The sequence below is a fragment of the Methylobacterium sp. 1973 genome, from assembly GCF_040545035.1.
Classification (GTDB): Bacteria; Pseudomonadota; Alphaproteobacteria; order Rhizobiales; family Beijerinckiaceae; genus Methylobacterium; species Methylobacterium fujisawaense.
Map to the genome: position 1 here is coordinate 194,305 of NZ_JBEPLA010000001.1, position 26,811 is coordinate 221,115.

At 69.7% G+C, this 26,811-nt stretch carries 28 protein-coding genes and 1 tRNA gene; 12 read left to right on the plus strand and 17 right to left on the minus strand.

Annotated features, from left to right (window positions below; genetic code table 11):
• Window positions 1–70: 70 nt before the first annotated feature.
• The 4 genes from clpX to ABIC70_RS00970 form a co-directional block, all read right to left on the minus strand.
• Window positions 71–1,342 (minus strand): ATP-dependent Clp protease ATP-binding subunit ClpX, encoded by a 1,272-nt coding sequence (gene clpX / locus ABIC70_RS00955; RefSeq protein ID WP_043385521.1) that lies wholly within the window; start codon window positions 1,340–1,342, stop codon window positions 71–73.
• 186 nt (window positions 1,343–1,528) lie between these two features.
• Window positions 1,529–2,155 (minus strand): ATP-dependent Clp protease proteolytic subunit, encoded by a 627-nt coding sequence (locus tag ABIC70_RS00960; RefSeq protein ID WP_012322036.1) that lies wholly within the window; start codon window positions 2,153–2,155, stop codon window positions 1,529–1,531.
• A gap of 127 nt (window positions 2,156–2,282) precedes the next feature.
• Window positions 2,283–3,692 carry a trigger factor gene (gene tig, locus ABIC70_RS00965; RefSeq protein WP_043347496.1) on the minus strand — a complete coding sequence of 470 codons (1,410 nt, stop codon included), beginning with the start codon at window positions 3,690–3,692 and terminating at the stop codon, window positions 2,283–2,285.
• 131 nt (window positions 3,693–3,823) lie between these two features.
• Window positions 3,824–3,908 (minus strand) — tRNA-Leu (locus tag ABIC70_RS00970).
• 148 nt (window positions 3,909–4,056) lie between these two features.
• On the opposite strand from ABIC70_RS00970, the gene ABIC70_RS00975 reads away from it, so the two are divergent.
• Entirely contained in the window at window positions 4,057–5,541 is a 1,485-nt protein-coding gene (locus tag ABIC70_RS00975; RefSeq protein ID WP_354438637.1) for a multicopper oxidase family protein, read from the plus strand.
• Here ABIC70_RS00975 and ABIC70_RS00980 read toward each other — a convergent pair.
• Window positions 5,534–7,033, minus strand: a complete 1,500-nt coding sequence (locus ABIC70_RS00980) for an NAD(P)H-hydrate dehydratase (RefSeq protein WP_354438639.1) — start codon at window positions 7,031–7,033, stop codon at window positions 5,534–5,536. The two genes, ABIC70_RS00975 and ABIC70_RS00980, sit on opposite strands and share 8 nt — an antisense overlap.
• Before the next feature lie 194 nt (window positions 7,034–7,227).
• On the opposite strand from ABIC70_RS00980, the gene ABIC70_RS00985 reads away from it, so the two are divergent.
• Together ABIC70_RS00985 and ABIC70_RS00990 are read left to right on the plus strand one after the other, a co-directional pair.
• Window positions 7,228–7,566 carry a P-II family nitrogen regulator gene (locus ABIC70_RS00985; protein WP_003600526.1) on the plus strand — a complete coding sequence of 113 codons (339 nt, stop codon included), beginning with the start codon at window positions 7,228–7,230 and terminating at the stop codon, window positions 7,564–7,566.
• Window positions 7,567–7,729: 163 nt separating this feature from the next.
• Window positions 7,730–7,909 (plus strand): DUF2735 domain-containing protein, encoded by a 180-nt coding sequence (locus tag ABIC70_RS00990; protein WP_043347490.1) that lies wholly within the window; start codon window positions 7,730–7,732, stop codon window positions 7,907–7,909.
• Window positions 7,910–8,105: 196 nt separating this feature from the next.
• On the opposite strand, the gene ABIC70_RS00995 is transcribed toward ABIC70_RS00990, so the two are convergent.
• Window positions 8,106–9,140: a glutamine synthetase beta-grasp domain-containing protein gene (locus ABIC70_RS00995; RefSeq protein WP_043347488.1), complete on the minus strand. Its 1,035-nt coding sequence runs from the start codon at window positions 9,138–9,140 to the stop codon at window positions 8,106–8,108.
• 335 nt (window positions 9,141–9,475) lie between these two features.
• Between ABIC70_RS00995 and glnA the strand changes: the two genes are divergently transcribed.
• Window positions 9,476–10,885 carry a type I glutamate--ammonia ligase gene (gene glnA / locus ABIC70_RS01000; RefSeq protein WP_238194911.1) on the plus strand — a complete coding sequence of 470 codons (1,410 nt, stop codon included), beginning with the start codon at window positions 9,476–9,478 and terminating at the stop codon, window positions 10,883–10,885.
• Between the two features lie 219 nt (window positions 10,886–11,104).
• Window positions 11,105–11,743, plus strand: a complete 639-nt coding sequence (locus tag ABIC70_RS01005) for a VOC family protein (RefSeq protein WP_354438640.1) — start codon at window positions 11,105–11,107, stop codon at window positions 11,741–11,743.
• 164 nt (window positions 11,744–11,907) lie between these two features.
• Here ABIC70_RS01005 and ABIC70_RS01010 read toward each other — a convergent pair whose 3' ends face one another.
• A complete protein-coding gene (locus tag ABIC70_RS01010) occupies window positions 11,908–12,531 on the minus strand; it encodes a ribonuclease D (protein ID WP_043760216.1) in 624 nt (207 codons plus the stop codon).
• Between the two features lie 98 nt (window positions 12,532–12,629).
• Between ABIC70_RS01010 and ABIC70_RS01015 the strand changes: the two genes are divergently transcribed.
• Window positions 12,630–13,058, plus strand: a complete 429-nt coding sequence (locus ABIC70_RS01015) for a cupin domain-containing protein (RefSeq protein ID WP_078947133.1) — start codon at window positions 12,630–12,632, stop codon at window positions 13,056–13,058.
• On the opposite strand, the gene yddG is transcribed toward ABIC70_RS01015, so the two are convergent.
• Complete coding sequence (gene yddG / locus ABIC70_RS01020; protein ID WP_051976168.1) at window positions 13,055–13,969, minus strand: aromatic amino acid exporter YddG; 915 nt, start codon at window positions 13,967–13,969, stop codon at window positions 13,055–13,057. The two genes, ABIC70_RS01015 and yddG, sit on opposite strands and share 4 nt — an antisense overlap.
• Window positions 13,970–14,066: 97 nt before the next feature.
• On the opposite strand from yddG, the gene ABIC70_RS01025 reads away from it, so the two are divergent.
• On the plus strand, window positions 14,067–15,293 hold the full coding sequence (locus ABIC70_RS01025; protein WP_043385537.1) for a glycerophosphodiester phosphodiesterase family protein: 1,227 nt from the start codon (window positions 14,067–14,069) through the stop codon (window positions 15,291–15,293).
• A gap of 172 nt (window positions 15,294–15,465) precedes the next feature.
• Here the strand turns inward: ABIC70_RS01025 and ABIC70_RS01030 are convergent, their stop codons facing one another.
• The 4 genes from ABIC70_RS01030 to ABIC70_RS01045 form a co-directional block, all read right to left on the minus strand.
• Window positions 15,466–15,705, minus strand: a complete 240-nt coding sequence (locus tag ABIC70_RS01030) for a hypothetical protein (protein WP_043347471.1) — start codon at window positions 15,703–15,705, stop codon at window positions 15,466–15,468.
• A gap of 21 nt (window positions 15,706–15,726) precedes the next feature.
• Window positions 15,727–16,158, minus strand: a complete 432-nt coding sequence (locus ABIC70_RS01035; protein ID WP_081948722.1) for a hypothetical protein — start codon at window positions 16,156–16,158, stop codon at window positions 15,727–15,729.
• A gap of 529 nt (window positions 16,159–16,687) precedes the next feature.
• On the minus strand, window positions 16,688–17,416 hold the full coding sequence (phbB, locus tag ABIC70_RS01040) for an acetoacetyl-CoA reductase (protein ID WP_043347469.1): 729 nt from the start codon (window positions 17,414–17,416) through the stop codon (window positions 16,688–16,690).
• A 114-nt stretch (window positions 17,417–17,530) separates the two neighbouring features.
• Entirely contained in the window at window positions 17,531–18,715 is a 1,185-nt protein-coding gene (locus ABIC70_RS01045; RefSeq protein WP_043347468.1) for an acetyl-CoA C-acetyltransferase, read from the minus strand.
• A gap of 325 nt (window positions 18,716–19,040) precedes the next feature.
• On the opposite strand from ABIC70_RS01045, the gene phaR reads away from it, so the two are divergent.
• Complete coding sequence (gene phaR / locus ABIC70_RS01050; RefSeq protein WP_043385545.1) at window positions 19,041–19,631, plus strand: polyhydroxyalkanoate synthesis repressor PhaR; 591 nt, start codon at window positions 19,041–19,043, stop codon at window positions 19,629–19,631.
• A 95-nt stretch (window positions 19,632–19,726) separates the two neighbouring features.
• On the plus strand, window positions 19,727–20,041 hold the full coding sequence (locus ABIC70_RS01055; protein ID WP_043385547.1) for a hypothetical protein: 315 nt from the start codon (window positions 19,727–19,729) through the stop codon (window positions 20,039–20,041).
• A gap of 19 nt (window positions 20,042–20,060) precedes the next feature.
• On the opposite strand, the gene rpmF is transcribed toward ABIC70_RS01055, so the two are convergent.
• Window positions 20,061–20,249: a 50S ribosomal protein L32 gene (gene rpmF, locus ABIC70_RS01060; protein WP_003601373.1), complete on the minus strand. Its 189-nt coding sequence runs from the start codon at window positions 20,247–20,249 to the stop codon at window positions 20,061–20,063.
• Window positions 20,250–20,474: 225 nt separating this feature from the next.
• Here rpmF and ABIC70_RS01065 point away from each other — a divergent pair, with 225 nt between their 5' ends.
• Window positions 20,475–20,834 carry a helix-hairpin-helix domain-containing protein gene (locus ABIC70_RS01065; RefSeq protein WP_043385549.1) on the plus strand — a complete coding sequence of 120 codons (360 nt, stop codon included), beginning with the start codon at window positions 20,475–20,477 and terminating at the stop codon, window positions 20,832–20,834.
• Window positions 20,835–20,837: 3 nt separating this feature from the next.
• Here ABIC70_RS01065 and ABIC70_RS01070 read toward each other — a convergent pair whose 3' ends face one another.
• A complete protein-coding gene (locus tag ABIC70_RS01070) occupies window positions 20,838–21,521 on the minus strand; it encodes a hypothetical protein (RefSeq protein ID WP_274926329.1) in 684 nt (227 codons plus the stop codon).
• Complete coding sequence (locus ABIC70_RS01075; protein ID WP_043385555.1) at window positions 21,518–21,820, minus strand: hypothetical protein; 303 nt, start codon at window positions 21,818–21,820, stop codon at window positions 21,518–21,520. Before ABIC70_RS01075 ends, ABIC70_RS01070 begins: the two co-directional genes overlap by 4 nt.
• A 140-nt stretch (window positions 21,821–21,960) precedes the next feature.
• Here ABIC70_RS01075 and ABIC70_RS01080 point away from each other — a divergent pair, with 140 nt between their 5' ends.
• Complete coding sequence (locus ABIC70_RS01080; RefSeq protein ID WP_043357361.1) at window positions 21,961–24,840, plus strand: phosphoenolpyruvate carboxylase; 2,880 nt, start codon at window positions 21,961–21,963, stop codon at window positions 24,838–24,840.
• 75 nt (window positions 24,841–24,915) lie between these two features.
• Window positions 24,916–25,287: a thiol-disulfide oxidoreductase DCC family protein gene (locus ABIC70_RS01085; protein WP_043385558.1), complete on the plus strand. Its 372-nt coding sequence runs from the start codon at window positions 24,916–24,918 to the stop codon at window positions 25,285–25,287.
• Window positions 25,288–25,310: 23 nt separating this feature from the next.
• Here the strand turns inward: ABIC70_RS01085 and ABIC70_RS01090 are convergent, their stop codons facing one another.
• Window positions 25,311–25,766 carry an NfeD family protein gene (locus ABIC70_RS01090; RefSeq protein ID WP_043385561.1) on the minus strand — a complete coding sequence of 152 codons (456 nt, stop codon included), beginning with the start codon at window positions 25,764–25,766 and terminating at the stop codon, window positions 25,311–25,313.
• An 8-nt stretch (window positions 25,767–25,774) separates the two neighbouring features.
• Entirely contained in the window at window positions 25,775–26,755 is a 981-nt protein-coding gene (locus ABIC70_RS01095) for an SPFH domain-containing protein (protein WP_179697653.1), read from the minus strand.
• Window positions 26,756–26,811: the final 56 nt, after the last annotated feature.

Consider the following 26,811-nt stretch of genomic DNA (forward strand, 5'->3'; position numbering starts at 1 on the left):
AGCGTTTTCAAGATGTTCCCCGCAGCGCGCCCGGCCGGAGCCGGGCGCTTAACGCAACCCTACCAAGCGCTTACGCGCTGACGCTGGCGGGCGCTTCCTTGTTGCGGTCGCCGTGGATGTAGAGGGGACGCGACTTGCCCTCGACCACCTCCGGACCGATCACGACCTGCTCCACGGACTCGAGGCCCGGCAGGTCGTACATCGTGTCGAGCAGGATCGTCTCCAGGATGGAGCGCAGGCCGCGGGCGCCGGTCTTGCGCTCGATCGCCTTGCGGGCGACGAGCGACAGCGCGTCGTCCTGGAACGTCAGATCGACGTTCTCCATCTCGAACAGCCGCTGGTACTGCTTGACCAGGGCGTTCTTCGGCTCCTGCAGGATCTTCTTCAGCGCGGCCTCGTCGAGATCCTCGAGGGTCGCCAGGACCGGCAGGCGGCCGACGAACTCGGGGATGAGGCCGAACTTCAGGAGGTCCTCCGGCTCGACCGAGCGGAAGATCTCGCCGGTGCGGCGGTCGTCCGGGGCCTGCACGGTCGCGCCGAAGCCGATCGAGGTGCCCTTGCCGCGCTGGGAGATGATCCGCTCCAGCCCCGCGAAGGCGCCGCCGCAGATGAACAGGATGTTGGTCGTGTCGACCTGCAGGAATTCCTGCTGCGGGTGCTTCCGGCCGCCCTGGGGCGGAACGGAGGCGACCGTGCCCTCCATGATCTTCAGGAGCGCCTGCTGCACGCCCTCGCCCGACACGTCGCGGGTGATCGACGGGTTGTCGGACTTGCGGGAGATCTTGTCGATCTCGTCGATGTAGACGATGCCGCGCTGCGCCCGCTCGACGTTGTAGTCCGAGGCCTGGAGCAGCTTGAGGATGATGTTCTCGACGTCCTCACCGACGTAGCCGGCCTCGGTGAGGGTCGTGGCATCCGCCATGGTGAACGGCACGTCGAGGATGCGGGCGAGCGTCTGCGCGAGCAGCGTCTTGCCCGAGCCGGTCGGCCCGATCAGCATGATGTTGGACTTGGCCAGCTCGACGTCGTTGTGCTTCGTCGCGTGCGCGAGCCGCTTGTAGTGGTTGTGCACGGCGACCGAGAGGACCTTCTTGGCGAAGTCCTGGCCGATGACGTAGTCGTCGAGGACGCGGCGGATCTCCTTCGGGGTCGGCACCCCGTCGCGGCTCTTCACCAGCGAGGATTTCGACTCCTCGCGGATGATGTCCATGCACAGCTCGACGCACTCGTCGCAGATGAACACGGTCGGGCCAGCGATCAGCTTGCGGACCTCGTGCTGGCTCTTGCCGCAGAACGAGCAATACAGCGTGCTCTTCGAGTCGTTGCCGCCAGTCTTGCTCATATCGGTCTCCGATTCCTCGCGTCCGCAGCCGGCAAGGGGGCGGACGCGCATCGTTTGAATGTAGGGGGCCCGTTTAAAGAAACAGTGTGCTGCGCGCCTTTGACCGAAGGGCCCGATCTCGGATGCAAACACGCTGCCGCGGCGGGATCAAGGCCGCGCCGCGGCGGTCAGGCGTCGCGGATCCGATCAGGCGGCTGCCGGCTCGGGGCGCTTCTCAATCACCTCGTCGATGAGCCCGAACTCCTTGGCCGCGTCCGCGGTCATGAAATTGTCGCGCTCAAGGGCGGTGTGGATCGTATCGTAGTCGCGACCCGTGTGCTTCACGTAGATCTCGTTCAGGCGCCGCTTCAGCGCCTCGATCTCGCGGGCATGGATCAGGATGTCGGTCGCCTGGCCCTGGAAGCCGCCCGACGGCTGGTGGACCATGATCCGGGCGTTCGGCAGGGCGAAGCGGTGGCCGGGCTCGCCGGCGGTGAGCAGCAGCGATCCCATGGAGGCGGCCTGGCCGACGCACAGCGTCGTCACCGGGCAGCGGATGAACTGCATCGTGTCGTAGATCGACAGGCCCGAGGTGACCACGCCGCCGGGGGAGTTGATGTAGAAGGAAATTTCCTTCTTCGGGTTCTCCGCCTCGAGGAACAGCAGCTGCGCCACGATCAGCGACGCGCCGTAATCCTCCACGGGGCCGGTGAGGAAGATGATGCGCTCGCGCAGCAGGCGGGAGTAGATGTCGAAGGCGCGCTCGCCGCGGCTCGATTGCTCGACGACCATCGGCACGAGCGCATTGTTGTAGACGTCGATCGGATCTCTCATCTCGTCCTGCCCAGGAGTGAGGCCCGGGGCTGCCGCGAATCAGGGCAGCCCCGGGCATGTCAGCGAACACCGGCGATGCTTAACCATCGCCTAACCCTTGCCCGCCGTCGCTCGGACAGGGCGGGACTCAGTCGGCCTTTGCCTCGGTCTTGGCCTCGGCCTTGTCTGCCGGCTTCTCGCCGGTCGTGTCGTCGTCATCTTCGTCTGCGAAAAGCGCCTCTTTCGAGACAGGCTCCTCGACGAGTTTGACCTGCCCGAGGACGTGGTCAACGACCTTCTCCTCGAACAGGGGCGCGCGGAGTTCCGCGAGCGCCTGCGCATTCTTCCGGTAGAAGTCCCAGACCTGCTGCTCCTGGCCCGGGAACTGCCGGACCCGGGCGATGAGGGCCTGGTTCACCTCCTCATCCGAGACCTTGATATCGGCGCTCTCGCCGACCTGCGCAAGCACGAGACCGAGACGGACGCGCCGTTCCGCGATCTTCCGGTACTCGGCCTGGGCCTTCTCCTCGGTGGTGTCCTCATCCTCGAACGTCTTGCCGCGCGTCTTGAGGTCCTGCTCGACCTGGGCCCACACCGCGGCGAATTCCTGCGCCACCAGGGACGGAGGCAGCTCGAAGGCGTACTTGCCGTCCAGGGCGTCGAGGAGGTCCTTCTTGAGGCGGCGGCGTGTGGCGGCTTCGAAGTCGCGGCCGATCGCCTCCGACACGGCCTCGCGGAGCTTCTCCAGCGACTCCATGCCCATGGACTTGGCGAACTCGTCGTCCACCTTGGCCTCGCCCGGCGCCTGGATCTTCGTGACCGTCACGTCGAACTCGGCGTCCTTGCCGGCGAGGTGCTCGGCCCCGTAGGATTCGGGGAAGGTGACCTTCACGAGCGGCTTGTCGCCGACCTTGGCGCCGACGAGCTGGTCCTCGAAGCCCGGGATGAACGAGCCGGAGCCGAGCTCCAGATCGATGCCCTCGCCCTTGCCGCCCTGGAACTCCTCGCCGTCGATGCGGCCGACGAAGTCAATGGTGACGCGGTCGCCGCTCTGGGCCTCCGCGCCCTCGTCGCGCTCGGCGAACGGGCGGCCCTGGCCGGCCATGCGCTCCAGGGCCTCGTCCACCTCCGCGTCGGAAGGCTTGGCGACGCGCTTGGTCAGGCTGACGTCGGAGAGGTCGGCGAGTTCGAAGCTCGGCATCACCTCGAGGGCGACCTTGAAGGCGAGGTCACCCTTGGCGTCCAGCGCCTTCTCGACCTCGGCCTGATCGCTCGGGAACTCGACCTGCGGCTCCAGGGCGAGCTTGAGGCCGTTGTCGGCGACGATCTGGCGATTGGCCTCGTTGACGGCGTTCTGCACCACCTCGGCCATCACGGAGCGGCCGTAGACCTTGCGCAGATGCGCTACCGGCACCTTGCCGGGGCGGAAGCCCTTGAGCTGCACCTTGTCCTTCATGCCGGACAGCTCGTTGGTCAGGCGCTCCTCGAGTTCCTGGGCGGCCAGCAGAACCTGAAACTCGCGCTTCAGCCCCTGGGCGTTGATCTCGGTCACCTGCATCGTCGTCGTCGCTCTTCAAAGAAACCTGGGTTCGCCGGGCGGGCCGGCGTCGTGCTCGCGCGGACCGGGATGCCGAGATGTCGGGTACGGGACGGAGGGTCCCGAGGGGACCGCTACCGCAGCAGACGTCCTGGTGCGGGCGGAGGGGCTCGAACCCCCACGTCTTGCGACACTGGAACCTAAATCCAGCGCGTCTACCAGTTCCGCCACGCCCGCGCGCGCCGACATCCGGCGCATCGCCGGCCGCCGGAAGCGCGCCCTATAGCATGGGCCGGCCGGCCCGCAGCAAAAAACTTACCCCTGTGGCGCGGGAGCCGACACGCCGCTATGGAGCGAACCCGTCGCGAGCCGCAGCCGAGATCCCATGCCGCCATCCCGCCCCGTGCCGCCGACCGATTCGCGCGCCGGCTCGCCGTCGCGCCGGAGCCTCCTCGCCACCGCCGCCGCCTTCGGGCTGGTGCCGGACGCGGCGCGGGCCCAGGCGCCGAGCCTGACCCCCGGCAACGGGGCGGCGTCTCCGGTGCAACCGGAACCGGCCGCCCTGCCGGCGGCCCCCGGCCGGGCTCGGTTCCGGCCGGAGCCCGCGCCCGAAACGCCGGTCTGGTGCTTCGACGGCAAGGCCCTGCCGCCCGTCGTCCGGGTCAAGCTCGGCCAGCCGGTGCGGCTGAAGGTCGAGAACCGGACCGACAAGCCGCTCGCTCTGCACTGGCACGGGGTGCGCAACGTCAACGCCATGGACGGCGTCGGCGGGGTGACCCAGGCGCCGATCCCGCCGGGCGGCGACTTCCTCTACGCGTTCACGCCGCCGGATGCCGGCTCCTACCTGATCCGGCCGTTGGTCGTCGGGGGGTCGAGCGAACCGTCGGGGCGCGGGCTCGCGGGCATGCTGGTCGTCGAGGAGGCGAATCCGCCCGCCGTGGATGCCGATGTCAGCGTCGTCCTGCAGGATTGGCGGCTCGAGGATGACGGCACGCTCATGCCCTTCGGGCAGGTTCCGCTCGCCGCCGCACACGGGCGCCTCGGCAACCTCGTCACGGTCAACGGCAAGCCGGTGCCGGGCATCTTCGAGGCCCGCCCCGGGGCCCGGGTCCGCCTGCGCCTCGGCAATGCCTGCAACGCCCGGGCGACGCGCATCAAGTTCGAAGGCGTCAAGGTCTACGTGGCGGCGGTCGACGGGCAGCCCACCGACACGTTCGAGCCGCTCCGGGCCACCCTGCCCTTCCCGCCGGGAACCCGCTACGACCTGCTCGTCGACCTGCCGGAGGAGGAAGGCGCCACCTGCGCGATCCACGCGCTGATCGGCAAGGGCCTCATCCTGGCCAGCGTCACCACGAAGGGCGCCAAGATCACCGAGAAGCGGCCGCCGATCGGGCCGATCGGCGAGAACAAGCGCCTGCCGGCCGAGGTCAAGCTCCAGAACGCCCTGCGCCGCGACGTCGTGATCACCGGCGGCGCCTTCGTGCCGAAGGACAAGGGAGGCGCCAAGGACGGTCCGGCGCCCGATTCCGTCTATACGGGCGATCCGCAGAAGATCTGGTCGGTGAACGGTGCGAGCGGCACCACGGGCCTCCAGCCGATCTTCTCGGTGAAGCGCGGCCAGGTCGTGGTGCTGGCCCTGCGCAACGATACCGCCTTTCCCCAGGCCCTGCACCTGCACGGCCATTGCTTCCGGCTGCTCCACCCCCTCGACGATGGCTGGGAGCCCTACTGGCTGGACACGTTCCAGCTCCTGGAGGGCAGGACCGCACGGATCGGCTTCCTGGCCGACAATCCGGGGCGCTGGCTGATCAGCGCCACGGTGCTGGAGCGGTTCGACACCGGCCTGTGGACCGTCTTCGAAGTCACCTGAGCGCGGATTCGACGAGGTCCCGGAGCACCGCCGGCATCAGCTCCGGGATGTCCTCGGCGATCAGGCCGGGACCGTGGCGCAGGCCGGCATCGCCGTGGAGCCACACCCCGGCGGCGGCGGCCTCGAAGGGGTCCATGCCCTGGGCCATCAGGCCGGCGATCAGGCCACCCAGCACATCCCCGGAGCCCGCAGTGCCGAGATAGGGGCTGCCGTGGTCGTTGATCGCCGCGCGGCCGTCCGGGGCGGCGACGACGGTATCGGCGCCCTTGAGGACCACGACGGCGCCGGTGAGTTCCGCCGCCGCGCGGGTCCGCTCGACCTTGTCGGCGCCGCCTGCCGCCGCCGTACCGTCGAAGAGCCGCGCGAACTCGCCGGCATGGGGGGTCAGGACGGCCCGGGCATCGCCATCCGCCAAATGGGCGGCGAGAAGGCGCGCCTGCCCGGCGAAGCTCGTCAGCGCGTCGGCATCGAGAACGAGGCCGCGCCCGGCCGCCGCCGCCACGGCGACGCGTTCCCGGGTGGGCTCGCCGGTCCCGAGTCCTGGCCCGGCCAGAACCACATTCAGCCGCTCGTCGGTGAGCAGGTCGTCGAGGTCATCGGCACTCTCGCAAGGCCGCAGCATGATCGCCGTGAGATGCGCGGCGTGCTCGGCGAGCGCCGCGGGCGGCGACGCGACGGTCACGAGCCCGGCGCCGACCCGCAGGGCACCGCGGGCGGCCAGCCGGGCGGCCCCGGTCTTCGTGGCCGGCCCGGACAGCACGAGGGCGTGGCCGCGGGTGTATTTGTGGCTCAATCCGCTGAGCCGCGGGAAGGCTCCGGCCCACAGGTCGGGCCCGTTCCGATGGAGCGGCGGGCCGACGGCCAGACCGGCCGCGAGCGCCTCCGGTCCGGTCCCGATATCCGCGAGGCTGAGTTGCCCGCAGAGGCTGCGCCCGGGTTGGAGCAGGTGTCCGGGCTTGAACGCCACGAAGGTCACGGTCTCCACCGCCCGGATCGCGACACCGCGCACCGCACCGGTATCGCCGTCGATCCCGCTCGGCACGTCGACCGCGAGCACCGGGACCCCGGCGGCGTTCACCGCCTCGACGAGCGCGCGGGCGGCGCCGTCGAGATCGCGCGACAGACCGGCCCCGAACAGGGCGTCGATCACGAGGTCGCAGGACGGCAGCGGGTTGCCGTCGGCCTGACGCACCGGTCCCGTCCAGGCCTCGGCGGCCAGGGCGGCGTCCCCTTTCAGCGCCGCACGCTCACCAAGAAGGACGAGGTCGACGCCGTAGCCGGCCTCCGCCAGCAGGCGCGCGGCCACGAAGCCGTCGCCTCCGTTATTGCCGGGTCCGCACAGGACGACCGTCTTTCCGCCCGCCGGCAGGCGAGCCCGAGCGCGGGCGGCGACCGCGGCGCCGGCAGCCTCCATCAGCCGGAGGCCCGGCACGCCGCCGTCGATGGCTGCCGCATCGACCCGCCTCATCGCCGCGACCGTCAACAACCGCATGTCCGCCCTCCCCTCTGCCCGTGCACCGATCAGCCCTGACTAAAAACGCGCCAAAAACCGGAGAAGCGCCTGAAGGATGTGCGTGGATCGCACATGAAATAGGCACTATGGTTGGGCACGCCGCGAAAACGGCATGGCGGAGGCGTCACGAGGATGTTAGAAATGCCCGGCACCGCAGCGCAGGCCCGAGCGGCATGAAGAAGATCGAAGCGATCATCAAGCCTTTCAAGCTCGACGAAGTGAAGGAGGCGCTCCAGGAGGTCGGTCTCCAGGGCATCACCGTCATCGAGGCGAAGGGTTTCGGCCGTCAGAAGGGCCATACGGAGCTCTACCGGGGCGCCGAATACGTGGTCGACTTCCTGCCCAAGGTGAAGCTGGAGATCGTTCTGTCCGACGCCCTTGTGGAGGGCGCCGTCGAGGCGATCCGCAAGTCGGCCCAGACCGGCCGCATCGGCGACGGCAAGATCTTCGTCTCGACCATCGAGGAAGCGATACGCATCCGCACCGGCGAGACCGGAACGGACGCGATCTGACGCGGGCCGTCCCGCTCCCGCAACGCTTCTCTGCCTAAGATTTCGCACTGCGCGAATGTCCGGCATCGGCGCGCTCCGCACTGGAGCGCCGCCTTCCACACCCCACATCATCGGGAACGGCTGGCCTGATCGGCCGCTTGAACCCGATGCAGGAGGATGTGCGATGGCCGCGACGGACCCGCGCGAGAGCGCCAAGATCTACGATCTGTCCGCGTTCCGGCGCTCGCGCCTGACCGCGCGGGCCGCTCCGGACGCGAAACCCGCACCCGTGCCGAGCCTCGGCGGCGGCGCGTGGTACCACGAGGCGGCGATCCGCGACGACGAGCGCCCGCGCCGATCCTGAGACCCGAAACTCGGGCGTTCCGCCCGTCCACGCACCCCGCGATACCCATACGTTACAGGGCCGCCGAGCGGAGCTCGCTATCCTGGAGCGCTGGCACGGGTCACGGACCGGCCCACCCGATCCGGAAACGGCGAAGCCGGACCCGAGGGCCCGGCTTCGTTCGTTCTGTGAGAAGCTCTGACGCTTCCGACGCGTCTTACGCGGCTGCAGCGGCCTCGGCCGGCACGGAAGCGATCGTCTTCAGCACCTGCGAGGCGATCTGGTAGGGGTCGCCCTGGGAGTTCGGACGGCGATCCTCGAGGTAGCCCTTGTAGCCGTTGTTCACGAAGGAATGCGGCACGCGTATCGAGGCGCCGCGATCGGCCACGCCGTACGAGAACTCGTGGATCGAGGCGGTCTCGTGCTTGCCGGTCAGGCGCATGTGGTTGTCCGGACCGTAGACGGCGATGTGCTCCTCGCGGGCGTTCTTGAACGCCTCCATGAGCTTCTCGAAATACGCCTTACCGCCGTGCTCGCGCATGAACGCGGTCGAGAAGTTGCAGTGCATGCCCGACCCGTTCCAGTCGGTGTCGCCGAGCGGCTTGCAATGGTACTCGACGTCGATGCCGTACTTCTCGCAGAGGCGCTGCAGGAGGTAGCGGGCCATCCACATCTCGTCGGCGGCCTTCTTGGAGCCCTTGCCGAAGATCTGGAACTCCCACTGGCCCTTGGCCACCTCGGCGTTGATGCCCTCGTGGTTGATGCCGGCATCGAGGCAGAGGTCGAGGTGCTCCTCGACGATCTTGCGGGCGACGTCGCCGACGTTCGAGTAGCCGACGCCGGTGTAGTACGGGCCCTGCGGCGCCGGGTAGCCGGAGGCCGGGAAGCCGAGCGGGCGGCCGTCCTTGTACAGGAAGTACTCCTGCTCGAAGCCGAACCAGGCGCCGGCATCGTCCAGGATGGTGGCGCGCTTGTTGGATTCGTGCGGGGTCACGCCGTCCGGCATCATCACTTCGCACATCACCAGCACGCCGTTCTTGCGGGCCGGGTCGGGGAAGTGGCGCACGGGCTTCAGCATGCAGTCGGAGCTGCCGCCCTCGGCCTGCTTGGTGGACGAGCCGTCGAAGCCCCACATCGGGAGCTGCTCGAGGGTCGGGAAGCTGTCGAATTCCTTGATCTGCGTCTTACCGCGGAGGTTCGGGGTCGGCGTGTACCCGTCGAGCCATATGTACTCGAGCTTATATTTGGTCATTCCGGTTCTCTCGTCCGTATCGATGCGCGACCTGGGCAACCCGGGAAGACGCGAACGGCTTGCCGCCTCGTCGACGGCTGCGGCCGCCTTCGCATGGATCGTGCCAGCAGGGCCATTGCCGGAGAACAACGGTGCCCTAGAAACGGTATGGCGCGATCACGGTTTCGAGATCGGACGCAATCGCGGACCGATCGTTCTATCCGGCCGCCGATTCCGGGGCCCGGCGGGTGGCAAGGCACGCCCGCGCCGGATATCAAGCCCCGCTTGCCGGCGCACGCGACCGCGTGCGGGTGCGCCCCGAGAGACGATTCAGAGATCCCTGGAGGATGCCCACGATGACCACTGCGGCCGAGGTGCTGAAGACGATCCGGGACAACGACGTGCGCTACGTGGACTTCCGGTTCACCGACCCGCGCGGCAAGTGGCAGCACGTCACGTTCGACGTGTCGCTCATCGACGAGGAGATCTTCGACGAGGGCACCATGTTCGACGGCTCCTCGATCGCCGGCTGGAAGGCGATCAACGAGTCCGACATGCTGCTGATGCCGGATCCGGTGACCGCCACCCTGGATCCGTTCTTCTCGGCCGCGACCATGTCGATCGTGTGCGACGTGCTGGAGCCGGCCACCGGCGAGCCCTACGGCCGCGACCCGCGCGGCACCGCCAAGCGCGCCGAGGCCTACCTGCAGCAGACCGGCATCGGCGACACGATCTATGTCGGCCCCGAGGCCGAGTTCTTCGTGTTCGACGACGTGAAGTTCGGCGCCGACCCCTACCGCACCGGCTTCGAGCTCGACTCCACCGAGCTGCCGACCAACGGCTTCACCGATTACGAGGGCGGCAACCTCGGCCACCGGGTGCAGACCAAGGGCGGCTACTTCCCCGTCCCGCCGCAGGATTCGGCGCAGGACATGCGCGGCGAGATGCTCGCGGCCATGCAGTCCATGGGCGTGAAGGTCGAGAAGCACCACCACGAGGTGGCCTCGGCCCAGCACGAGCTCGGCATGAAGTTCGACACGCTGACCCTGCTCGCCGACCACATGCAGATCTACAAGTACTGCATCCACAACGTCGCGCAGAGCTACGGCAAGTCCGCGACCTTCATGCCCAAGCCCGTCTACGGCGACAACGGCTCGGGCATGCACGTCCACCAGTCGATCTGGAAGGACGGCAAGCCGGTCTTCGCCGGCGACAAGTATGCCGGCCTCTCCCAGGAGTGCCTCTGGTACATCGGCGGCATCATCAAGCACGCCAAGGCGCTGAACGCCTTCACCAACCCGTCGACCAACTCGTACAAGCGCCTGGTGCCGGGCTACGAGGCGCCGGTGCTGCTGGCCTACTCGGCGCGCAACCGCTCGGCCTCCTGCCGCATCCCGTGGACCAAGAGCCCGAAGGCCAAGCGCGTGGAGGTCCGCTTCCCCGACCCGATGGCGAACCCCTACCTCGCCTTCTCGGCGCTGCTGATGGCCGGCCTCGACGGCATCCGCAACAAGATCGACCCGGGTCCGGCCATGGACAAGGATCTCTACGAGCTGCCGCCGCGGGAGCTGAAGAAGATCCCGACCGTGTGCGGCTCGCTCCGCGAGGCGCTCGCCAGCCTCGACAAGGACCGGGCCTTCCTCAAGGAGGGCGGCGTGTTCTCGGACGACCAGATCGACTCGTTCATCGAGCTGAAGATGACCGAGGTGCTGCGCTACGAGATGACCCCGCACCCGATCGAGTTCGTGCAGTACTACTCGCTGTAAGGGGATTGCGGGCCGGGCACGATGCCCGGCCCGGATCTCTCCCAGGCCGGGGCCTCTCGCGGGGCCCCGGCCTTTTTCTTGGGGACGTTCCGGAGTTACCCATCCCCTCCTGATTTTGCGGCGCCCATCAGCACGAAGGCCGGGTCGGGACCCGCGCGGCCCCGGGAATGCCCGGGCCGCCGGCCGCCCAGGCGCTAGCGGTCACACGGAGCCCGCCCGATGCTTACCCTCGACCACCTCGTCGTCGTCGCGCCCGATCTCGCGGAAGGCGTGGCGCATGTCCGGGATTGCCTCGGCCTGACGATGCCGGAAGGCGGGCGCCACCGCGAGATGGGCACCCGCAACCATCTGATGCGTCTCGGCGACGCCACGTTCCTGGAGGTGATCGCTGTCGATCCCGAGGCGCCGGTCCCGCCGCGGGCGCGCTGGTTCGGCCTCGGCGATGCCGCACGGGTGCGGGCCGACTGGGATTCGGGCCGGCGGCTGCGCGGCTTCGTCGCCCGCACGGACGATCTCGACGGCGTTCTCGCCGCCCATGGCGCGCTCCTCGGCGCGGCGGCGACGATGACCCGCGGCGACCTGTCCTGGCGCTTCGCGGTGCCCCCGGGCGGGGCGTGGCCGGCGGACGGGGCAGCGCCGTGCGTCATGGATTGGGGGCCACGCGGGAACCCGGCGGGGCGGATGCCGGATCTCGGCGCCGGTCTGGAGGCGCTCGTCCTGACACATCCGGATCCCGACGCCGTCACGGAGCTGCACGCCGCGCTCGGCCTCGCCGATCCGCCGCGGGTCGTGGCGGGCCCCGGCCCGCGCTGGACCGCCCGGATCACGACGCCGTCCGGCCCGCGGACGCTGACCTGAGCACGACGGACCCTCCTCGCCGGCCTGATCGGGTGGGTGACCGGCGAGGAGGGACTGGCCGGGACCCGGAAGCCCTGGCAGCCACAACTTACCAGCGACACATCGCGGTGCGGTGACAGGAAAGTCTCACTCCGCACAGGAAGTGTGCAGAATCCTCCGCCTCCTCAAGTATGCGCGAAGATGTCGGTCTCGGGCCAGCCGTCGAGGTCGAGGCGGGCCCGGGTCGGCAGGAAGGCGAAACAGGCGGCCGCGAGATCGCTGCGCCCTTCCCGGGCCAGCATCGCGTCGAGCCGGTCGCGGGCCGCGTGGAGGTGGAGCACGTCCGACGCCGCGTAATCGAGCTGGGCCTGCGACAGATTCTCGGCGCCCCAATCCGAGGATTGCTGCTGCTTCGACAGGTCGACGCCGACGAGTTCGCGGACCACGTCCTTCAGGCCGTGGCGATCCGTATAGGTCCGGGCGAGCTTCGAGGCGATCTTGGTGCAGTAGACCGGCATCGGCATCACCCCGAGCGCCCGATACAGGACCGCCACGTCGAACCGCGCGAAGTGGAAGATCTTGAGGATTTCCGGATCGGCCAGGACGCGCTTGAGCATCACCGGCTCCGGACCGTCTTGCGGGATCTGGACCACGTCGGCCGTCCCGTCGCCGGTGGAGAGCTGCACCACGCAGAGACGATCCCGATGCGGGTTGAGCCCGAGCGTCTCTGTGTCGATGGCCACCGCCCGGCCCGCATCGTAATCGGCGGGCAGGTCGCCGCGGTGGAGACGTACGGTGGGGCTCGGCATCTTTTTCGGACCTTACGGGTTTTTCGGCCGGTAGCATCGGCGTCCAGTGCCGGCAAGCGGCCGGCCGGACGCCGGCGCGGCGGATGGAGAGGCGGATCATGACGGCAGCCGAGGTGATCGCGACGCTGGGGCTGAAACCCCATCCCGAGGGCGGCCATTACCGCGAGACCTTTCGCGATCCCCGCACGGTGGAGGGGCGCTCGGTCGGCACGGCAATCTACTTTCTGCTGGATCTCGGCGAGGTCTCGGCGTGGCACCGGGTCGACGCCACCGAGATCTGGCACTGGCATGCCGGCGCGCCGCTCGTGATCACCACGAGCCCCAACGGGCACGACGCCACGGCCCAGCATCTCGGCCCGGATCTCGCCGCGGGGCAGCGCCCGCAATGCGTCGTGCCGACCGGCCACTGGCAGACCGCCACCAGCCTGGGCGCCTGGACGCTCGTCGGTTGCACGGTCTCGCCGGGCTTCGACTTCGCCGGCTTCGAGATGGCGCCGCCGGACTGGCGGCCGACGCCGCGGCGCTAGCCTCGCTTCGGCGCCGTCCGCGACGTCCGCACCGCCGTGAGCGCCCCCGCCACGATGAGCAGGCAGGCGACCGCCAGGGCGGGGCTCGGGCTGGCATAGCCCGCCGCCACCAGGATCAGCGTCGAGAGGACCGGCGCCGCGTAGGCCGTGACTCCGAGGAGCCGGACGTCGCCGCGCTTGCAGCCGATATCCCAGAGATAGAAGGCCGCCCCCACGGGCCCGAGACCCAGCAGGAGTACGGCGCCCCATTGCACCGCATCGGCCGGCCAGACCGTCGCCTCGAAGGCCAGATGGCACGCGAGGCTGAGCGCCGCCGTGGCGAGGCAGAACCCTGCGACCGCGTCGGTCGGCACCTGCCCGACCCGGGCCGAGAGCACCGAGTATCCGGCCCAGACGAAGGCCGCCGCCAGGGAGGCCGCGTAGCCCGGCAGCGCGCCCGCAGCGAAGGTGAGATCGGCCCGTCCGGCGAACAGGGCCGCGACGCCGGCGAGACCGAGGACCGCCCCGATGAGATGGCCCGGGCGCAACCCGCCCGAGCCCGGCAGGCGGGCCGAGAACAGGACGATCAGCAGCGGCCAGAGATAGTTGATCAGCCCGGCCTCGGCCGGCGGCGCGAGGCGCAGGGCGCTGAAGTAAAGGGCGTGGTAGCCGAACAGGCCTCCGACCCCGAGCAGCCAGACCGGCCAGGGCTGGATCAAGGCGCGGGCGCGGCTCGGCCGGACGATCCAGGTCGCGCAGCCGCACAGGCCGCCGATCAGGAAGGTCATGGCGGCGAGCTGGAACGGCGGCACCGTCCCGGAGGCGGCCGTGAACAGGGCGAGCAGCGACCACAGCAGGATCGCACCGAAGCCCGCGACAGTGGCGGTTGCGCTCTGCGTGCGCAGGGTCGAGATCGATGCAGGCGCGGTCATGGCGTGCCGCTATCACGCCGCTTCCGAGTCGGCGAGACCGGGGTCACGCCGCTGTCACCGTGGCCCTCTACCGGCGACCTGAAACGGGAGGTTCGCGATGCGTGCGTTCATGATCGGGCTGGGGCTGCTCCTGGGGCCGGGACCCGGCCTCGCCGGCGAGGCCGCCCAGCTCGGGCCGCGGCCCTTCTACCTCGTCGACCAGCTGAAGCCCGGCCCGCTCAAGGACACGCTCGCCGCCTGCGGAATCGACCGGACCTACACGCCCAGGGCCTTCTCGATCTCGCATCGCGGCGCACCGCTGATGTTTCCGGAGCATACACGGGAGGGGGTGCTCGCCGCCGACCGGATGGGCGCCGGGATCATCGAGTGCGACGTGGCCTTCACCAAGGATCGCCAGCTCGTCTGCCGTCACAGCCAGTGCGATCTGCACACGACCACCGACATCCTGGCCCGGCCCGAGCTCGCGGCGAAATGCACGCAGGGCTTCACGCCGGCCGATCCGGCCACCGGCCGCAAGGCCTCGGCCAAGTGCTGCACCAGCGACCTGACGCTGGACGAGTTCAAGTCGCTGAACGGGAAGATGGACGCCGCCGATCCGGACGCCACCAGCGTGACGGCCTACATGAACGCGACCCCGCGCTGGCGTACCGATCTCTACGCGGGCACCGGCACGCTGATGTCCCACAAGGAGTACATCGCGCTGGTGAAGGGGCTGGGGCGGAAGTTCACCCCCGAATTGAAGGCCCCCCAGGTGCCGATGCCGTTCGACGGCACCTACACCCAGGACATGTACGCCCAGCAGCTGATCGACGAGTACCGGCAGGCCGGCATCCCGGCCTCCGACGTCTATCCGCAGAGCTTCCAGCTGCGGGACATCCTGTACTGGCTGGAGAAGGATCCGGATTTCGGCCGCCAGGCGATCTTCCTCGACGACCGCGACGAGACCGCGAAGGGCTTCGACCCGGAGAAGCCCGCCACGTGGCAGCCCGGCATGGCCGAACTCGCGCAGAAGGGCGTGAAGATCCTGGCGCCGCCGCTCTGGATGCTGGTGCGGCCGGGGCCTGACGGGACGATCGAGCCCTCGACCTACGCCCGGGAGGCGAAGAAGGCCGGCCTGGGCCTGATCGCGTGGTCCCTGGAGCGCTCGGGCCCCCTGAAGGGCGGCGGCGGGTACTATTATCAGTCGATCAAGCCGGTGGTGACCGGCGACGGCGACATCCTGCGGCTGCTCGATGTCCTGCACGGGCAGGTGGGCGTGCTGGGCGTCTTCTCCGACTGGCCTGCGACCACGACCTTCTACGCCAACTGCGTCGGCGCGCCCTAAGGGGTGCGGCTCAGTCGGCCCACAGGGCCACGAGGGAGAAGACGCCGGCCATCATGAAGTTGACGATGAGGAAGCCGGTGATGATCAGGGCGAGCGTCATGAGCGTTGTCTCGGGGTGAGCGATCCGGAGAACCGGCAGCAGCCCCTCGGGGCGCTGCCGGGGATGGGCGTCTCAGAGCGGGGAGAGCAGCAGGACGAGATGACCCAGATGGCCGAAATCGAGCGGCTTCCAGCCGAACCATCGTTGAAGCGGCATGTAGATCACGCACTGCACCCCGGCACTTCCGAGCATCGCCAAGACGAACCATCCCCAGTCCTGCGTGACCATCCCGATCGTGGCCGCGAACATCGCCGTCGTGGCGAAGATGAACGTGCTGGCGTTCCCCGGCCGCGGCGTGATGACGTCCGACATCGTCGATCTCCCTGATAGCGGTCAGCGGGCGCGGCAGTTCGGGCCGTACCAAGTCATGGTCCGGCGATCCATGCCGCCATCGGACGAGGCGCCGCAGATGGGGAAGCGGGGGTCGCCGCTCCGCTGCAGGCTGGCGATCTTGTAGAGATCCTGCCGGGCCTCGCGGCGGCGGTTCTGCTCGGCGAGCTGCGCCTGCCAATACAGGTTGCTATTGGCCTGGGCGACGGCGCGCTGCTGATGGAGGCCCATCATGCACTCGGCAAAGCCGTCAGTGTCGGGCTCGAAGCCGAAGGCGTAGCACTGGTTCTGATCCATCGCGTGGCGCTCCTGCGGCGTGACGCAGGCGGCCAAGCCCAGGGCGCAGGCCGCGGCGAGACCGAGCTTCGCGACGGTGGGCAGCGTGCGGTTGAGGCTGCCCTCGCTCTGGCCGGCACGCGAAGCCGTATCGCGCAAAGAACTGTCCTGGCCGCCACCGATAAAATGATCGCCGAATTTACCGTGAAACCAGTTGTTCATGACGCCCGGGACCTCGATTTCTGTCGGCAGGACCATCCGCGAGCCGATGAAAGAAGGTCTATACGAGGCAGGTCGAATTGTTCGTGTCGCAGAACACGCGGGCGCCGGGGCCGATCGCTGCCCGCAATGCCCGTTATCCCGAAGCCGCGCGGAGACCGGGCAGGCCAGGTAGGACTTTCGTCAGGCTTGCCGGGTCGGATCGTCCGCGTCGCCGATCTGCGGGATCCGCGCGACGTCTGGCACTCGGGCGATCAGCGGGCGCCGCCGGACTCTCTCCGCGGCGACGGTCTGCACGGGCGAAGCGCGTCCCGATGGGGAACGGGCGGCGCGCCGGCTGCGCGGCGCACGCGATGAGGCGCAGCCCGAGGCGGCCGTCATCGAAGCGATCGGGCGCGAGAGGGACCGGCCGCGGGGGCCTCGGCCCTGCGTCGGGCGCGCCGGATCGATCCGGCGCGCCCGCTGGCGATCAGACGAAGTGCTGGCCGCCGTTGATGGTCAGCGTCGAACCGTTCACGAAGCCGGCCTCGTCGCTGGCGAGGTACTCGACCGCGTGCGCGATCTCGCTGGCTTCGCCCAGGCGACCCGTGGGAATCGTGGAGATGATCTTATTGCGGATCTCCTCCGGCACCGCCATCACCATCTCGGTGGCGATGTAGCCCGGCGCGATCACGTTCACCGTGATGCCCTTGGACGCGCTCTCCTGCGCCAGGGCCTTGGCGAAGCCGATCACGCCGGCCTTGGCGGCCGAGTAGTTGGTCTGGCCGGCCTGGCCCTTCTGGCCGTTGATCGACGAGATGATGATGATGCGGCCGAAGTTGCGGCTGCGCATGCCCTCGATCAGCGGACGCGTGCAGGTGAACATCGAGTCGAGGTTGGTCTTGATGACCGCCTGCCACTTGTCGAAGGTCATCTTGTGGAAGGCGCCGTCCCGCGTGATGCCGGCGTTGTTCACCAGCACCTCGATCGGCCCCAGCTCGGCCTCGACGGCCTTGATGCCGGCCTCGCAGCTCGCGAGATCGCCCACGTCGAACTTGAAGACCGGGATGCCGGTCTCGGCCTTGAAGGCGTTGGCCGCCTCGTCGTTGCCGCCGTAATTGGCCGCAACCCGATAGCCCTTGTCCTTGAGCCGCTTCGAGATCGCCGCGCCGATACCGCGAGTGCCGCCCGTGACCAGGGCGACGCGTCCTTGAGCCATTGTTTCCTCCTGTTCGCATCCCGTGATGCCGCGTGCGGATGGCGTCCGCACGCGAATTTTTGTGATCTCGGCCTTAAGTCTAAGTTGTCCAGCGGGGCTGACGCCCCGCTGCGCTCAGGTCCGCTCGATGCACATCGCGACGCCCATGCCGCCGCCGATGCAGAGGGTGGCGAGGCCCTTCTTGGCGTCGCGGCGCTTCATCTCGTGCAGCAGCGTGACGAGGACGCGGGCGCCGGACGCGCCGATCGGGTGGCCGATGGCGATGGCGCCGCCGTTGACGTTCACCTTCGCGTCGTCCCAGCCCATGTCCTTGTTCACCGCCAGCGCCTGGGCCGCGAAGGCCTCGTTGGCCTCGATCAGGTCGAGGTCGGAGGGCTTCCAGCCGGCCTTCTCCAGGGCCTTGCGGGAAGCCGGGATCGGGCCGGTGCCCATCACCTTGGGATCGACGCCCGCGGTCGCCCAGGACTTGATCTTGGCGAGCGGGGTCAGGCCGCGGCGCTCGGCCTCCGAGGCCGACATCAGCACGAGGGCGGCGGCGCCGTCGTTGAGGCCCGAGGCGTTGGCGGCCGTCACGGTGCCGTCCTTGGCGAAGGCCGGCTTCAGCTTGGCCATGGCCTCGATGGTGGCGCCGTCGCGGATGTACTCGTCGGTGTCGACGACGGTGTCGCCCTTCTTGCCCGGCACGGTGACGGGGACGATCTCGTCCTTGAAGCGGCCCTCCTTGCGGGCGGCCTCGGCCTTGTTCTGCGAGCGGGTCGCGAACTGATCCTGCTGCTCGCGGGTGAGCTGGAAGGCCTGGGCGACGTTCTCGGCGGTCTGACCCATGTGGTAGCCGTTGAAGGCGTCCCAGAGCCCGTCCTTGATCATCGTGTCGACGAGCTTGACGTCGCCCATCTTCTGGCCGCCGCGCAGGTACTGCGCGTGGGGCGAGAGCGACATCGACTCCTGGCCGCCGGCGACGATGACCTTGGCGTCGCCGTTGGCGATCTGCTGCATGCCGATCGCGACCGTGCGCAGGCCCGAGCCGCAGACCTGGTTGAGGCCCCAGGCGGTGGCCTTCTCGGGAATGCCGGCCTTGATGGCCGCCTGACGGGCGGGATTCTGGCCGGCGCCCGCAGTGAGGACCTGGCCAAAGATCACCTCGTCCACATCGTCGGGCGAGACCTTGGCCCGCTCCAGGGCGGCCTTGATGGCGGTCGCACCGAGCTCATGGGCCGGCACCGCCCCGAAGGCGCCGCCGAACGAGCCGACCGGCGTGCGCGCGGCCCCGACGATGACGATCTCTTCGCTGCCTGCCATGTGAACGTTCTCCTCTCGCGAGCCGGCGCGCCTTCCACGTTTTGGGGCGCGCTCTGTGCCGGCCCTGGGATGAAGGGCTTGAGATGGGCGAAGTCAAGGTTGTCTATCAAAGCGCCAAAACGTGCCGATGACGCGTCCGCGAAACTGAAATGGCGCTCCGGCCCCACACCCTCTGCATTATTCTGCGTTGAAGAGGTGCAGTTTGCTGTTTTCTGCGCCCGGGGAAGGCTTTAAGGATCGTGCTGCGGGCGCGAAGACAGCCCCGCCAGACTGCACCGCGCGTCTGCAACGCCCCCCGGTCCCGAGTCCAGAAAGGCCGTTCCCGATGGCGGATACCGTCAAGGCCACCCAGACCGTCATCAAGAAGTACGCCAACCGGCGCCTCTATCACACAGGTACCTCGACCTACGTGACGCTGGAGGACCTCGCCACGATGGTCCAGAACGGCGAGGATTTCGTCGTGTACGACGCGCGCACCGGCGACGACATCACCCGCTCGGTCCTCACGCAGATCATCTTCGAGCAGGAGAACAAGGCCGGCGCCGAGAACCTGCTCCCGGTGGCCTTTCTGCGCCAGCTGATCCGCTTCTACGGCGACAGCATGCGCACAATGGTGCCGAGCTTCCTCGAATTCTCGATGGCGAATTTTGCCAAGGATCAGGACGGGCTCCGCGAGAAATTCGCTCAGAGCTTCGGTCCGTCGGCGTTCCAGAACGCGATCGAGCAGCAGGTGCGCACCAACATGAACTTCTTCGGCGACGCCATGAAGATGTTCACGGGCTTCGGGCCGCCCGCCCCCGGGACGCAGCCGCCGGCGCCGACACAGCCCACGCCCTATGCCGGGGGCGAACTGGACGATCTCAAGCGCCAGATGCTGGAGATGCAGCAGCGGCTCGAAGCGCTGGCGAAAAAGTAAATTCCCGTCGGCGCGAGCGAACAAAGGGTTGACGATTAGTAAACACCGGCCCCACCTTTGCGACATCGGCACGGAAACGTGCGAAAGGTGTGCGCATGGTGCGTATCGGAACAGTCAGCCGTCTCGGCCCGACACAGGTCCGCTCCACCCGGCGCAAGCCGGTGTCGGAGCCGGACGCGTCTCCGGAGCCGGCCGAGACCGCAGCCCAGGCGCTGGTGGTGATCGACGGGGGGCGGTCCGAGGGGGAACCGGAGGGTCGGCCGGCGGATCGCGCGGGCCGAGGAAGACCCCGCGCCGGCTTTGTCGCCCAGCTGCTCACGGCCGACGATCCGACGCTGCTGCCGTCACGCCTGACACGGACCCAGATGGCCGCCGCGCGCTACGCGGAGGCCGCGCGGCGCCTCGCCTGAGGCGCCGCCTTCGCGAGGCTCAGGCCTCGGCGGACTTCACCTTGAGAACCTGACGGCCGCGATACATGCCGGTCTTCAGGTCGATGTGGTGCGGACGGCGCAGCTCGCCCGAATCCTTGTCCTCGACATAGGTCGGCGCCTTCAGGGCGTCGGCCGAGCGGCGCATGCCGCGGCGGGAGGGGGAAGTCTTTCGCTTCGGAACGGCCATGGCAGGATCCTTCGTGACGCCGCGGACAAAGCGGCGCGCGGGCGGCTCCTCAATCGAGGATCGCCACGCACACCGCGGGATACGGATGAGGGCGGGCTTATAACTCCGGCGCCGGCCCGTGGCTAGGGGTGCAGAACCACAACCGTTAAGCGCGGGTTCAAGCAGGCCGTCGCAGATCTGCCACGACGGCACCGCGCAGCGGGCCGCGTCCTTCGGGAGAACGCCATGGCTTCCTCCACCAAGACCCTCGCCCTTCTCGCCCTCCTGTCGAGCCTCGTGGCGGCCCCCGCGCTGGCGCAGGCGCCCCAGGCGCCGACGACCGCAGCGCCGACGGCCCCCGCGAAGCCCATGGCACCGAGCGCACCGGTGGCCGGATCGCCCAACGCCGCAAAGGGCGCGCTCATCGACCTCAACAGCGCCAGCACCGAGGAACTCGACGCCCTGCCGGGTATCGGCGCGGCGCGCGCGGCCGCGATCATCAAGGGGCGGCCGTATCGCGGGAAGGACGATCTCGTCTCCAAGAAGATCATCCCGAAGACCGTCTACGACGGCATCAAGGACAAGGTCATCGCCAAGCAAAAGTAGCCGCTACTCGGCGATCGCCCCCTGAGGCATGGAGAAGCCGGGGGGCGTCTTCGGGGCCGCGGCGGCCTTCGGCGCCGCGTGCCGGGGCGCCTTCTTGCGTGCCTCGGCCTTCGGCTCCTTCGGCGCCTTGACGGCGGGCGGCGTCTCGCAGGCGCGGAAGGTGAGCTGCGCCAGCGGCGTGCCCTCCTCGGTGACGATCGCGATCGGATCGGGGAAGGTCGGCAGCGTCGGCTGCCAGCGAATCGGGCCGCCGAGCATCGCCTCGATCCCCGCCGGGGCGCCGCCGCGCCGCAGCGTCGTGAAGTCAGGCCCGTAGGCGGTGGCGACCTTCCCGGCAATCACGACCTGGAGCACCTCGTTCAGTTCGGGCGTCAGCGGCCTGAGCGGGTTCGTCGTGCGGATCTGCCCGGACCGCGTGATCACCATCTTGAAGCCCTTGCCGCTCTCGAAGCGGGCCGCCTGGGTCCCACAGGGCTGCTCGAGGGCCGGGCCGGCCGCCGGCGTCGGGCTCGTCGCCTGAGGGGCACTCGGCTCCGGGGCGGGAGCCGGCGCAGCGGGCGCGGTCTGTGCCGGAACGTCCGGCGCAGGCGGCTTTCCGCCCGGCGCGGCCGAAACGGACTGCGCCATCGTCAGGTAGAGGGGGCCGGCCAGCAGCAGACCGGCCGCCCCGCGCAGGCTCACCGTCATCGGCTGCCTCCGGGCGGATCGCGGTGGAGCGCCTCGCTGCGCTGCGTCCTGTCGAGGGCGCGGATCGGTTCCAATTCCATCGCTTCCAGATCCAGCACTCGCGGATCGAGCACCTGTGCGCTGCGGTCGATCGGGCTCCTGCGGGGACCGACCGAGCCGATGAGCAGATCCTCGTCCTCAAGATCGAGGTCGGAGCCCATGCGCAGGGGCTCGCGCCGGCCGCGAGCCACCATCGCGGCGACGGCGACGACGGCGATGGCGAAAACCAGGATGGCCAGGATGATGAACAGGCGCTCCATAAGGCGGCAAGCTCTAACCTGCGGTTCAGGCCGCCGCCACCCCGTCGCGTGTCCGATCGCGTCCCCGATCGCGGCGGAACGCTCCTTGCGTGCGCCGCCGGACCGGGTAGATGCGGGCAGACCGGAGCCGGGACCGACCGATGCAGCACGAGCCGAGCCGCGAGCCCGAGGAACTGGAGGCGCACCTCCTCGGACTGATTGAGGCTGCCCGGGAACAGGCCCGGGAGGACCCGTTCCGCAATCCCGTCCTGGCGGTGACCCTGGCGATCACCCGGCGGTTCGACAGGAACGAGATCTCGGCAGGCGACCTGGACGGCCTGTTCGTGCGCCTGCGCGCCGAAGCCCTGGCGGCCCGGGCGGAGCGGCTGCGGGCCTATGTCGGGCTCGATGCCAGCCCCGAGGATCCGCAGGCGGGGATTCCCGCCCGTCTCGTGGCGGCAATCCCCGACCGGTCGGACAGCGTCGAGGCCTTCGCGGCCCTCATCCACCGCACCGCCTTCGCGGTGGTGTTCACCGCCCATCCCACCTTCGGCATGCCCCGGGCCGTCGCCGGCCTCCTCGCCGAGGCCGCGAGCCTGCCCGACGCTGCGGCCCGCGCCGGGCTGATCGAACGGGCGGCGACTTTGTCCACGCGGCCGGACGCGCCGATCACCCTCGACGTCGAGTTCGAGCAGGCCTGCGCGGCGGCCAATAACGGGCGGCTCGCCCTCGACGCCTTCAACGGCGCCCTGCTCGACGCCGCCCGCGCCCGCTGGCCCGACCGCTGGACCGAACTGACGCCCCGCCCCTTCGCCATCGCCAGCTGGGTCGGCTGCGACACGGACGGGCGGACCGACATCGGATGGTGGGACACCCTCCGCTACCGGCTGATCTCGAAGCGGATGCAGTTCGACCGGGTGATGCGCGATCTCCCCGCGAGTCCCGCTTGCCGGGAGGTCCGTGCCCTCGCCGAGAACGCGCTGGCGGCGGTGAACCGCCAGCTCACCGTGGCGCCGCGCCTCGGCGACCAGCCGTCCCTTGAGGCGGTGCACCGCTTCGCCCTGGCCCTCATCATCGAGCGCGAGCGCGCCCAGACCGACGCGGGCGCCCTCGTCGCCGCGCTGACCAAGGCCCTCGAGGCTGCCGACGACGGGGCCGACAGACGGCGGATCGCGGTCCTGCGCGCGGGCGTCGCGACGCACGGCCTGTCGAACGCCCTGCCGCATTTCCGGCTGAACGCCAGCCAGATCCACAATGCGGTACGCCGGGTGATCGACCTCGAAGGCGAGCCCACCGACGCGGCCCGGCGCCGGTCGCACCTCGCGACGATCCACACCCTGCTGAACGATGTCCGGCCGGTCGCCGTCGATTTCGGGGCGCTCGCGGCCGAGCGGGCCTCGGCCGCCCGGCTGATGATGACGATCGCCCAGATCCTCAAGCACGTCGACGGCACCCATCCGGTGCGCTTCCTCATCGCCGAGACCGAGACCGGCTACACCCTGCTGGCCGCCCTCTGGCTGGCGCGGCACTACGGCATCGCCGACAAGCTGGAGATCACGCCGCTGTTCGAGACGGCGAGCGCCCTCGAACAGGGCATCCGGGTGCTCGACGACGCCCTGCGCAACCCCCACTGGCGCCAGTATCTCAAGCGCATCGGCCGGCTGACCGTGCAGTTCGGCTATTCCGATTCGGGCCGCTATGTCGGCCAGCTCGCGGCGACCTTCTGGATCGAGCGGCTGCGGCTGCGCATCACCGAGATGCTGGTCCAGAACGGCCTGTCCGACGTCGAGCTCGCGATCTTCGACACGCACGGCGAATCGATCGGGCGCGGCGCCCATCCGACCTCCCTGCGCGACCGCCTCGCCTACCTCGCCCCCGAGGATGCGCGGGACCGCGCCCGCAAGGCCGGCATCCGGGTCCGGCTCGAATCGAGCTTCCAGGGCACCGACGGCTACCTGCTGTACGGCACCGAGGCGCTGGCCCGCGCCAGCGTCGCCCGCATCGCCGAGCACGTCTACGCGCTCGACGTGACGGAGGAGGATTCGTTCTCGGACTACGCCCTGAACGACCATCCCAAGGCGGCAGACGCCAAGGTCGATCCGATCTACGCCGAGCCGGATTTCGCCCTCGAATTCTTCACCGCGGCCCGCCAGGACATGGAGGCGCTGGTCGACGATCCGGGCTACGCCGCCCTGCTCGGCACCTTCGGCCCGAGCCTGATCGACCGGACCGGCTCACGTCCGGTGGCACGCCAGACCGACAATGGCGGCCCGGCGCGGATCACCCATCCGCGCCAGATGCGGGCGATCCCCAACAACGCGATCCTGCACCAGCTCGGCTTCCTGGCGAATTCCCTGCACGGGATCGGCCGGGCCGCCCAGCGCGGCCCGGACCTGTTCCGCGACATGCGCCGCGATTCGGTGCGCTTCTCCCGGGCCTTCCGGCTGGTGCAGCACGCCGCCTCGGTGGGCGACCTCGACGTGCTGCGCGCCTATATCGACACCCTCGATCCGGCCGTGTGGCTGGAGCGGGCGCGGCGCACGCAGAAGGATTTCCGCAGGGACGAGCTGGTCGTGATCTCCGGGGCCCTGGAGCGCCTCGATCTCGCCCCCGCGCTCCGGAACCTGTTCGGACGCCTGACCCGCGACTGGCTCGCCCTGCGCGCGGCCGCCCCGGACCTTCCCGCCATGTCGGCGCGGCTGACCCTGCTCCACGCCCTGCGGCTCGCGCTGATCCACCGGATCTGGTTCCTGGCGGTGCACATCCCGGGTTTCCGGCCCCAGGCGGGCATCTCACGCGAGCAGCTGCTGGAGCGCTTCCTGCGGCTGGACATCGACGGCTGCCTGAAGCTCCTCGACGCGATCTTCCCGATCACGCCGGATCCGACGCTCGGCCTGAACTTCGGCGAGCCGGCCGGCCCGCGGGACGTCGGCACCTACGAGGCGGAGCACGCCAACCTGTTCCAGCCGATCCGCCGGATGTTCGACCAGGTCCGCGAGATCTCCGGGATGATCCAGCACGAGGTCGGTGCGTTCGGATGACCGCGACGCCGTCCCGCAGGCCGAGGCCGGACGCGCAATCTGGCCCGACCTCGGCGCCGGCCTATATCGTCGACCATGGAACAGGTCGTCGTCTGGTTCGATGGAGGCTGCCCCCTCTGCCGGCGCGAGATCGCGCTGATGCGCCGGCTGGACCGGCGCGGCGCGATCACCTTCGTCGACGTGACAGAGGATGCGGACACCTGCCCGGCCTCGCGGGCGGACATGCTGGCGCGCTTCCATGCCCGCGAGGGCGAGTCCGTCCTCACCGGCGCCGCGGCCTTCGCGGCGATGTGGCGCGCGATCCCGGTTCTGCGCCCGCTCGGGCTCCTCGCGCGGTCGGGCCGCGTCCTGCAGGTCCTTGAGCGTCTCTACGGCGTGTTCCTGAGGGTCAGGCCCCGGCTGCAGCACCTCGCCCGGCGATTCGAACGGCCCCGGGCCTCAGCCTGAGGCGGGGATCCGCGGAGACGCGCTCACGCGGCCTCCACCTGCAGGATCGTCCCGCGAATGGCCGTCACCCGAACCCGTGCCCCAGCCGGCAGATCGGGTCCCTCGACCCGCCAGAGCGTATCGTCGAAGCGGATGCGGCCAGCCCCCTGCACGATCGGCTCGTCGAGCACGCCGGCGCGCCCGATGAGGCCCCTGTCGGCGCGGTTCAGCGCGGGAGCCGGCGGTCCGGCACCCCGACGCTGCAGGCGCGCCGCGACGGCGACCAAGCCGACGGCCAGCACCGCGAACAGCAGGGTCTGACCCTGCCAGGGCAGGGGCAGCGCGGCGGCGGCCACGCCCGTCGCGACGGCGGCGAGGCCGAGCCAGATCAGGAAGACGCCGGGCAGCAGGATCTCGGCCCCCGCCAGGGCCAGCCCGGCGATCACCCAGCTCCAGGCGGGCCCGAGAGCCGCGACGGCGTCGGCGACGGAGGCGGGCATCGCCGGCGTCAGGTCCGCGGCGGGGCGACGTTGGGCGGCGTTCCGGTGCGCCTGGGCGCCGAGGGACCATCGCCGAACACGGTGCGGGTGAGTTCACCGATCCCGCCCAGGGTGCCGGCGAGAGCCGCCGCCTCGATCGGCACCACGACCACCCGCTGGTTCGGCGCGGTGGCGATCGCCCGTACGGCCTCGACGTATTTCTCGGCCACGAGGAAATTCGCCGCCGCGATGTCGCCCTCCGCGATCGCCCGGCTGACCATGCCGGTCGCCGCCGCCTCGGCCTCGGCGGAGCGCTCACGGGCCTCCGCGTCGCGGAAGGCGGCCTCGCGCCGGCCCTCCGCCTCCAGGATCGCCGATTGCTTGCGTCCCTCGGCCCGGAGGATCTCGGCGGCGCGCTGCCCCTCCGCCTCCAGGATCGAGGCGCGCTTCTCGCGCTCGGCCTTCATCTGGCGGGCCATGGCCCCGGCGAGATCGGCCGGGAGCACGATATCCTTGATCTCGATCCGGTTGATCTTGACGCCCCAGGGCGAGGCCGCCGCATCCATCACCCGGAGCAGGCGTTCGTTGATCTCGTCACGGTGGGCGAGGAGCTGGTCGAGATCCATCGCGCCGACCACGGTGCGAATGTTGGTCATCGTCAGGGTGGTGGCGGCGAGGTCGAGGTTCGAGACCTCGTAGGAGGCGCGCGCCGCGTCGAGCACTTGGTAGAACACCACCGCGTCGATGGTGACGCCGGCATTGTCGCGGGTGAAGGCCTGCTGGCTCGGCACGTCGATCACCTGCTCCATGACGTTCACCCGCCGGCCGATCCGCTCGACGAAGGGGGTGATCAGTCCGAGGCCGGCATCGAGGCTGCGGGCGTAGCGGCCGAAACGCTCCACCGTGTAGACGTAGCCCTGTGGGACGATCTTCACGCCCGCGGCCAGGGTGATGACCGCCAGCGCCGCAACGCCCACCGCGAAGACGCTCAGCCCGAACGGCAGCCCCATCGACACCCTCTCCGTCCCGGCCGCGCGTCCGGCGCGCGAGACGCAGCCTAGCAGGC

Coding starts and splice junctions, on each gene's coding strand:
- clpX (WP_043385521.1), bottom strand. CDS start 1,342: ATGAGCAAGACTGGCGGCAACGACTCGAAGAGCACGCTGTATTGCTCG.
- ABIC70_RS00960 (WP_012322036.1), bottom strand. CDS start 2,155: ATGAGAGATCCGATCGACGTCTACAACAATGCGCTCGTGCCGATGGTC.
- tig (WP_043347496.1), bottom strand. CDS start 3,692: ATGCAGGTGACCGAGATCAACGCCCAGGGGCTGAAGCGCGAGTTTCAG.
- ABIC70_RS00975 (WP_354438637.1), top strand. CDS start 4,057: ATGCCGCCATCCCGCCCCGTGCCGCCGACCGATTCGCGCGCCGGCTCG.
- ABIC70_RS00980 (WP_354438639.1), bottom strand. CDS start 7,033: ATGCGGTTGTTGACGGTCGCGGCGATGAGGCGGGTCGATGCGGCAGCC.
- ABIC70_RS00985 (WP_003600526.1), top strand. CDS start 7,228: ATGAAGAAGATCGAAGCGATCATCAAGCCTTTCAAGCTCGACGAAGTG.
- ABIC70_RS00990 (WP_043347490.1), top strand. CDS start 7,730: ATGGCCGCGACGGACCCGCGCGAGAGCGCCAAGATCTACGATCTGTCC.
- ABIC70_RS00995 (WP_043347488.1), bottom strand. CDS start 9,140: ATGACCAAATATAAGCTCGAGTACATATGGCTCGACGGGTACACGCCG.
- glnA (WP_238194911.1), top strand. CDS start 9,476: ATGACCACTGCGGCCGAGGTGCTGAAGACGATCCGGGACAACGACGTG.
- ABIC70_RS01005 (WP_354438640.1), top strand. CDS start 11,105: ATGCTTACCCTCGACCACCTCGTCGTCGTCGCGCCCGATCTCGCGGAA.
- ABIC70_RS01010 (WP_043760216.1), bottom strand. CDS start 12,531: ATGCCGAGCCCCACCGTACGTCTCCACCGCGGCGACCTGCCCGCCGAT.
- ABIC70_RS01015 (WP_078947133.1), top strand. CDS start 12,630: ATGACGGCAGCCGAGGTGATCGCGACGCTGGGGCTGAAACCCCATCCC.
- yddG (WP_051976168.1), bottom strand. CDS start 13,969: ATGACCGCGCCTGCATCGATCTCGACCCTGCGCACGCAGAGCGCAACC.
- ABIC70_RS01025 (WP_043385537.1), top strand. CDS start 14,067: ATGCGTGCGTTCATGATCGGGCTGGGGCTGCTCCTGGGGCCGGGACCC.
- ABIC70_RS01030 (WP_043347471.1), bottom strand. CDS start 15,705: ATGTCGGACGTCATCACGCCGCGGCCGGGGAACGCCAGCACGTTCATC.
- phbB (WP_043347469.1), bottom strand. CDS start 17,416: ATGGCTCAAGGACGCGTCGCCCTGGTCACGGGCGGCACTCGCGGTATC.
- ABIC70_RS01045 (WP_043347468.1), bottom strand. CDS start 18,715: ATGGCAGGCAGCGAAGAGATCGTCATCGTCGGGGCCGCGCGCACGCCG.
- phaR (WP_043385545.1), top strand. CDS start 19,041: ATGGCGGATACCGTCAAGGCCACCCAGACCGTCATCAAGAAGTACGCC.
- ABIC70_RS01055 (WP_043385547.1), top strand. CDS start 19,727: ATGGTGCGTATCGGAACAGTCAGCCGTCTCGGCCCGACACAGGTCCGC.
- rpmF (WP_003601373.1), bottom strand. CDS start 20,249: ATGGCCGTTCCGAAGCGAAAGACTTCCCCCTCCCGCCGCGGCATGCGC.
- ABIC70_RS01065 (WP_043385549.1), top strand. CDS start 20,475: ATGGCTTCCTCCACCAAGACCCTCGCCCTTCTCGCCCTCCTGTCGAGC.
- ABIC70_RS01070 (WP_274926329.1), bottom strand. CDS start 21,521: ATGACGGTGAGCCTGCGCGGGGCGGCCGGTCTGCTGCTGGCCGGCCCC.
- ABIC70_RS01075 (WP_043385555.1), bottom strand. CDS start 21,820: ATGGAGCGCCTGTTCATCATCCTGGCCATCCTGGTTTTCGCCATCGCC.
- ABIC70_RS01080 (WP_043357361.1), top strand. CDS start 21,961: ATGCAGCACGAGCCGAGCCGCGAGCCCGAGGAACTGGAGGCGCACCTC.
- ABIC70_RS01085 (WP_043385558.1), top strand. CDS start 24,916: ATGGAACAGGTCGTCGTCTGGTTCGATGGAGGCTGCCCCCTCTGCCGG.
- ABIC70_RS01090 (WP_043385561.1), bottom strand. CDS start 25,766: ATGCCCGCCTCCGTCGCCGACGCCGTCGCGGCTCTCGGGCCCGCCTGG.
- ABIC70_RS01095 (WP_179697653.1), bottom strand. CDS start 26,755: ATGGGGCTGCCGTTCGGGCTGAGCGTCTTCGCGGTGGGCGTTGCGGCG.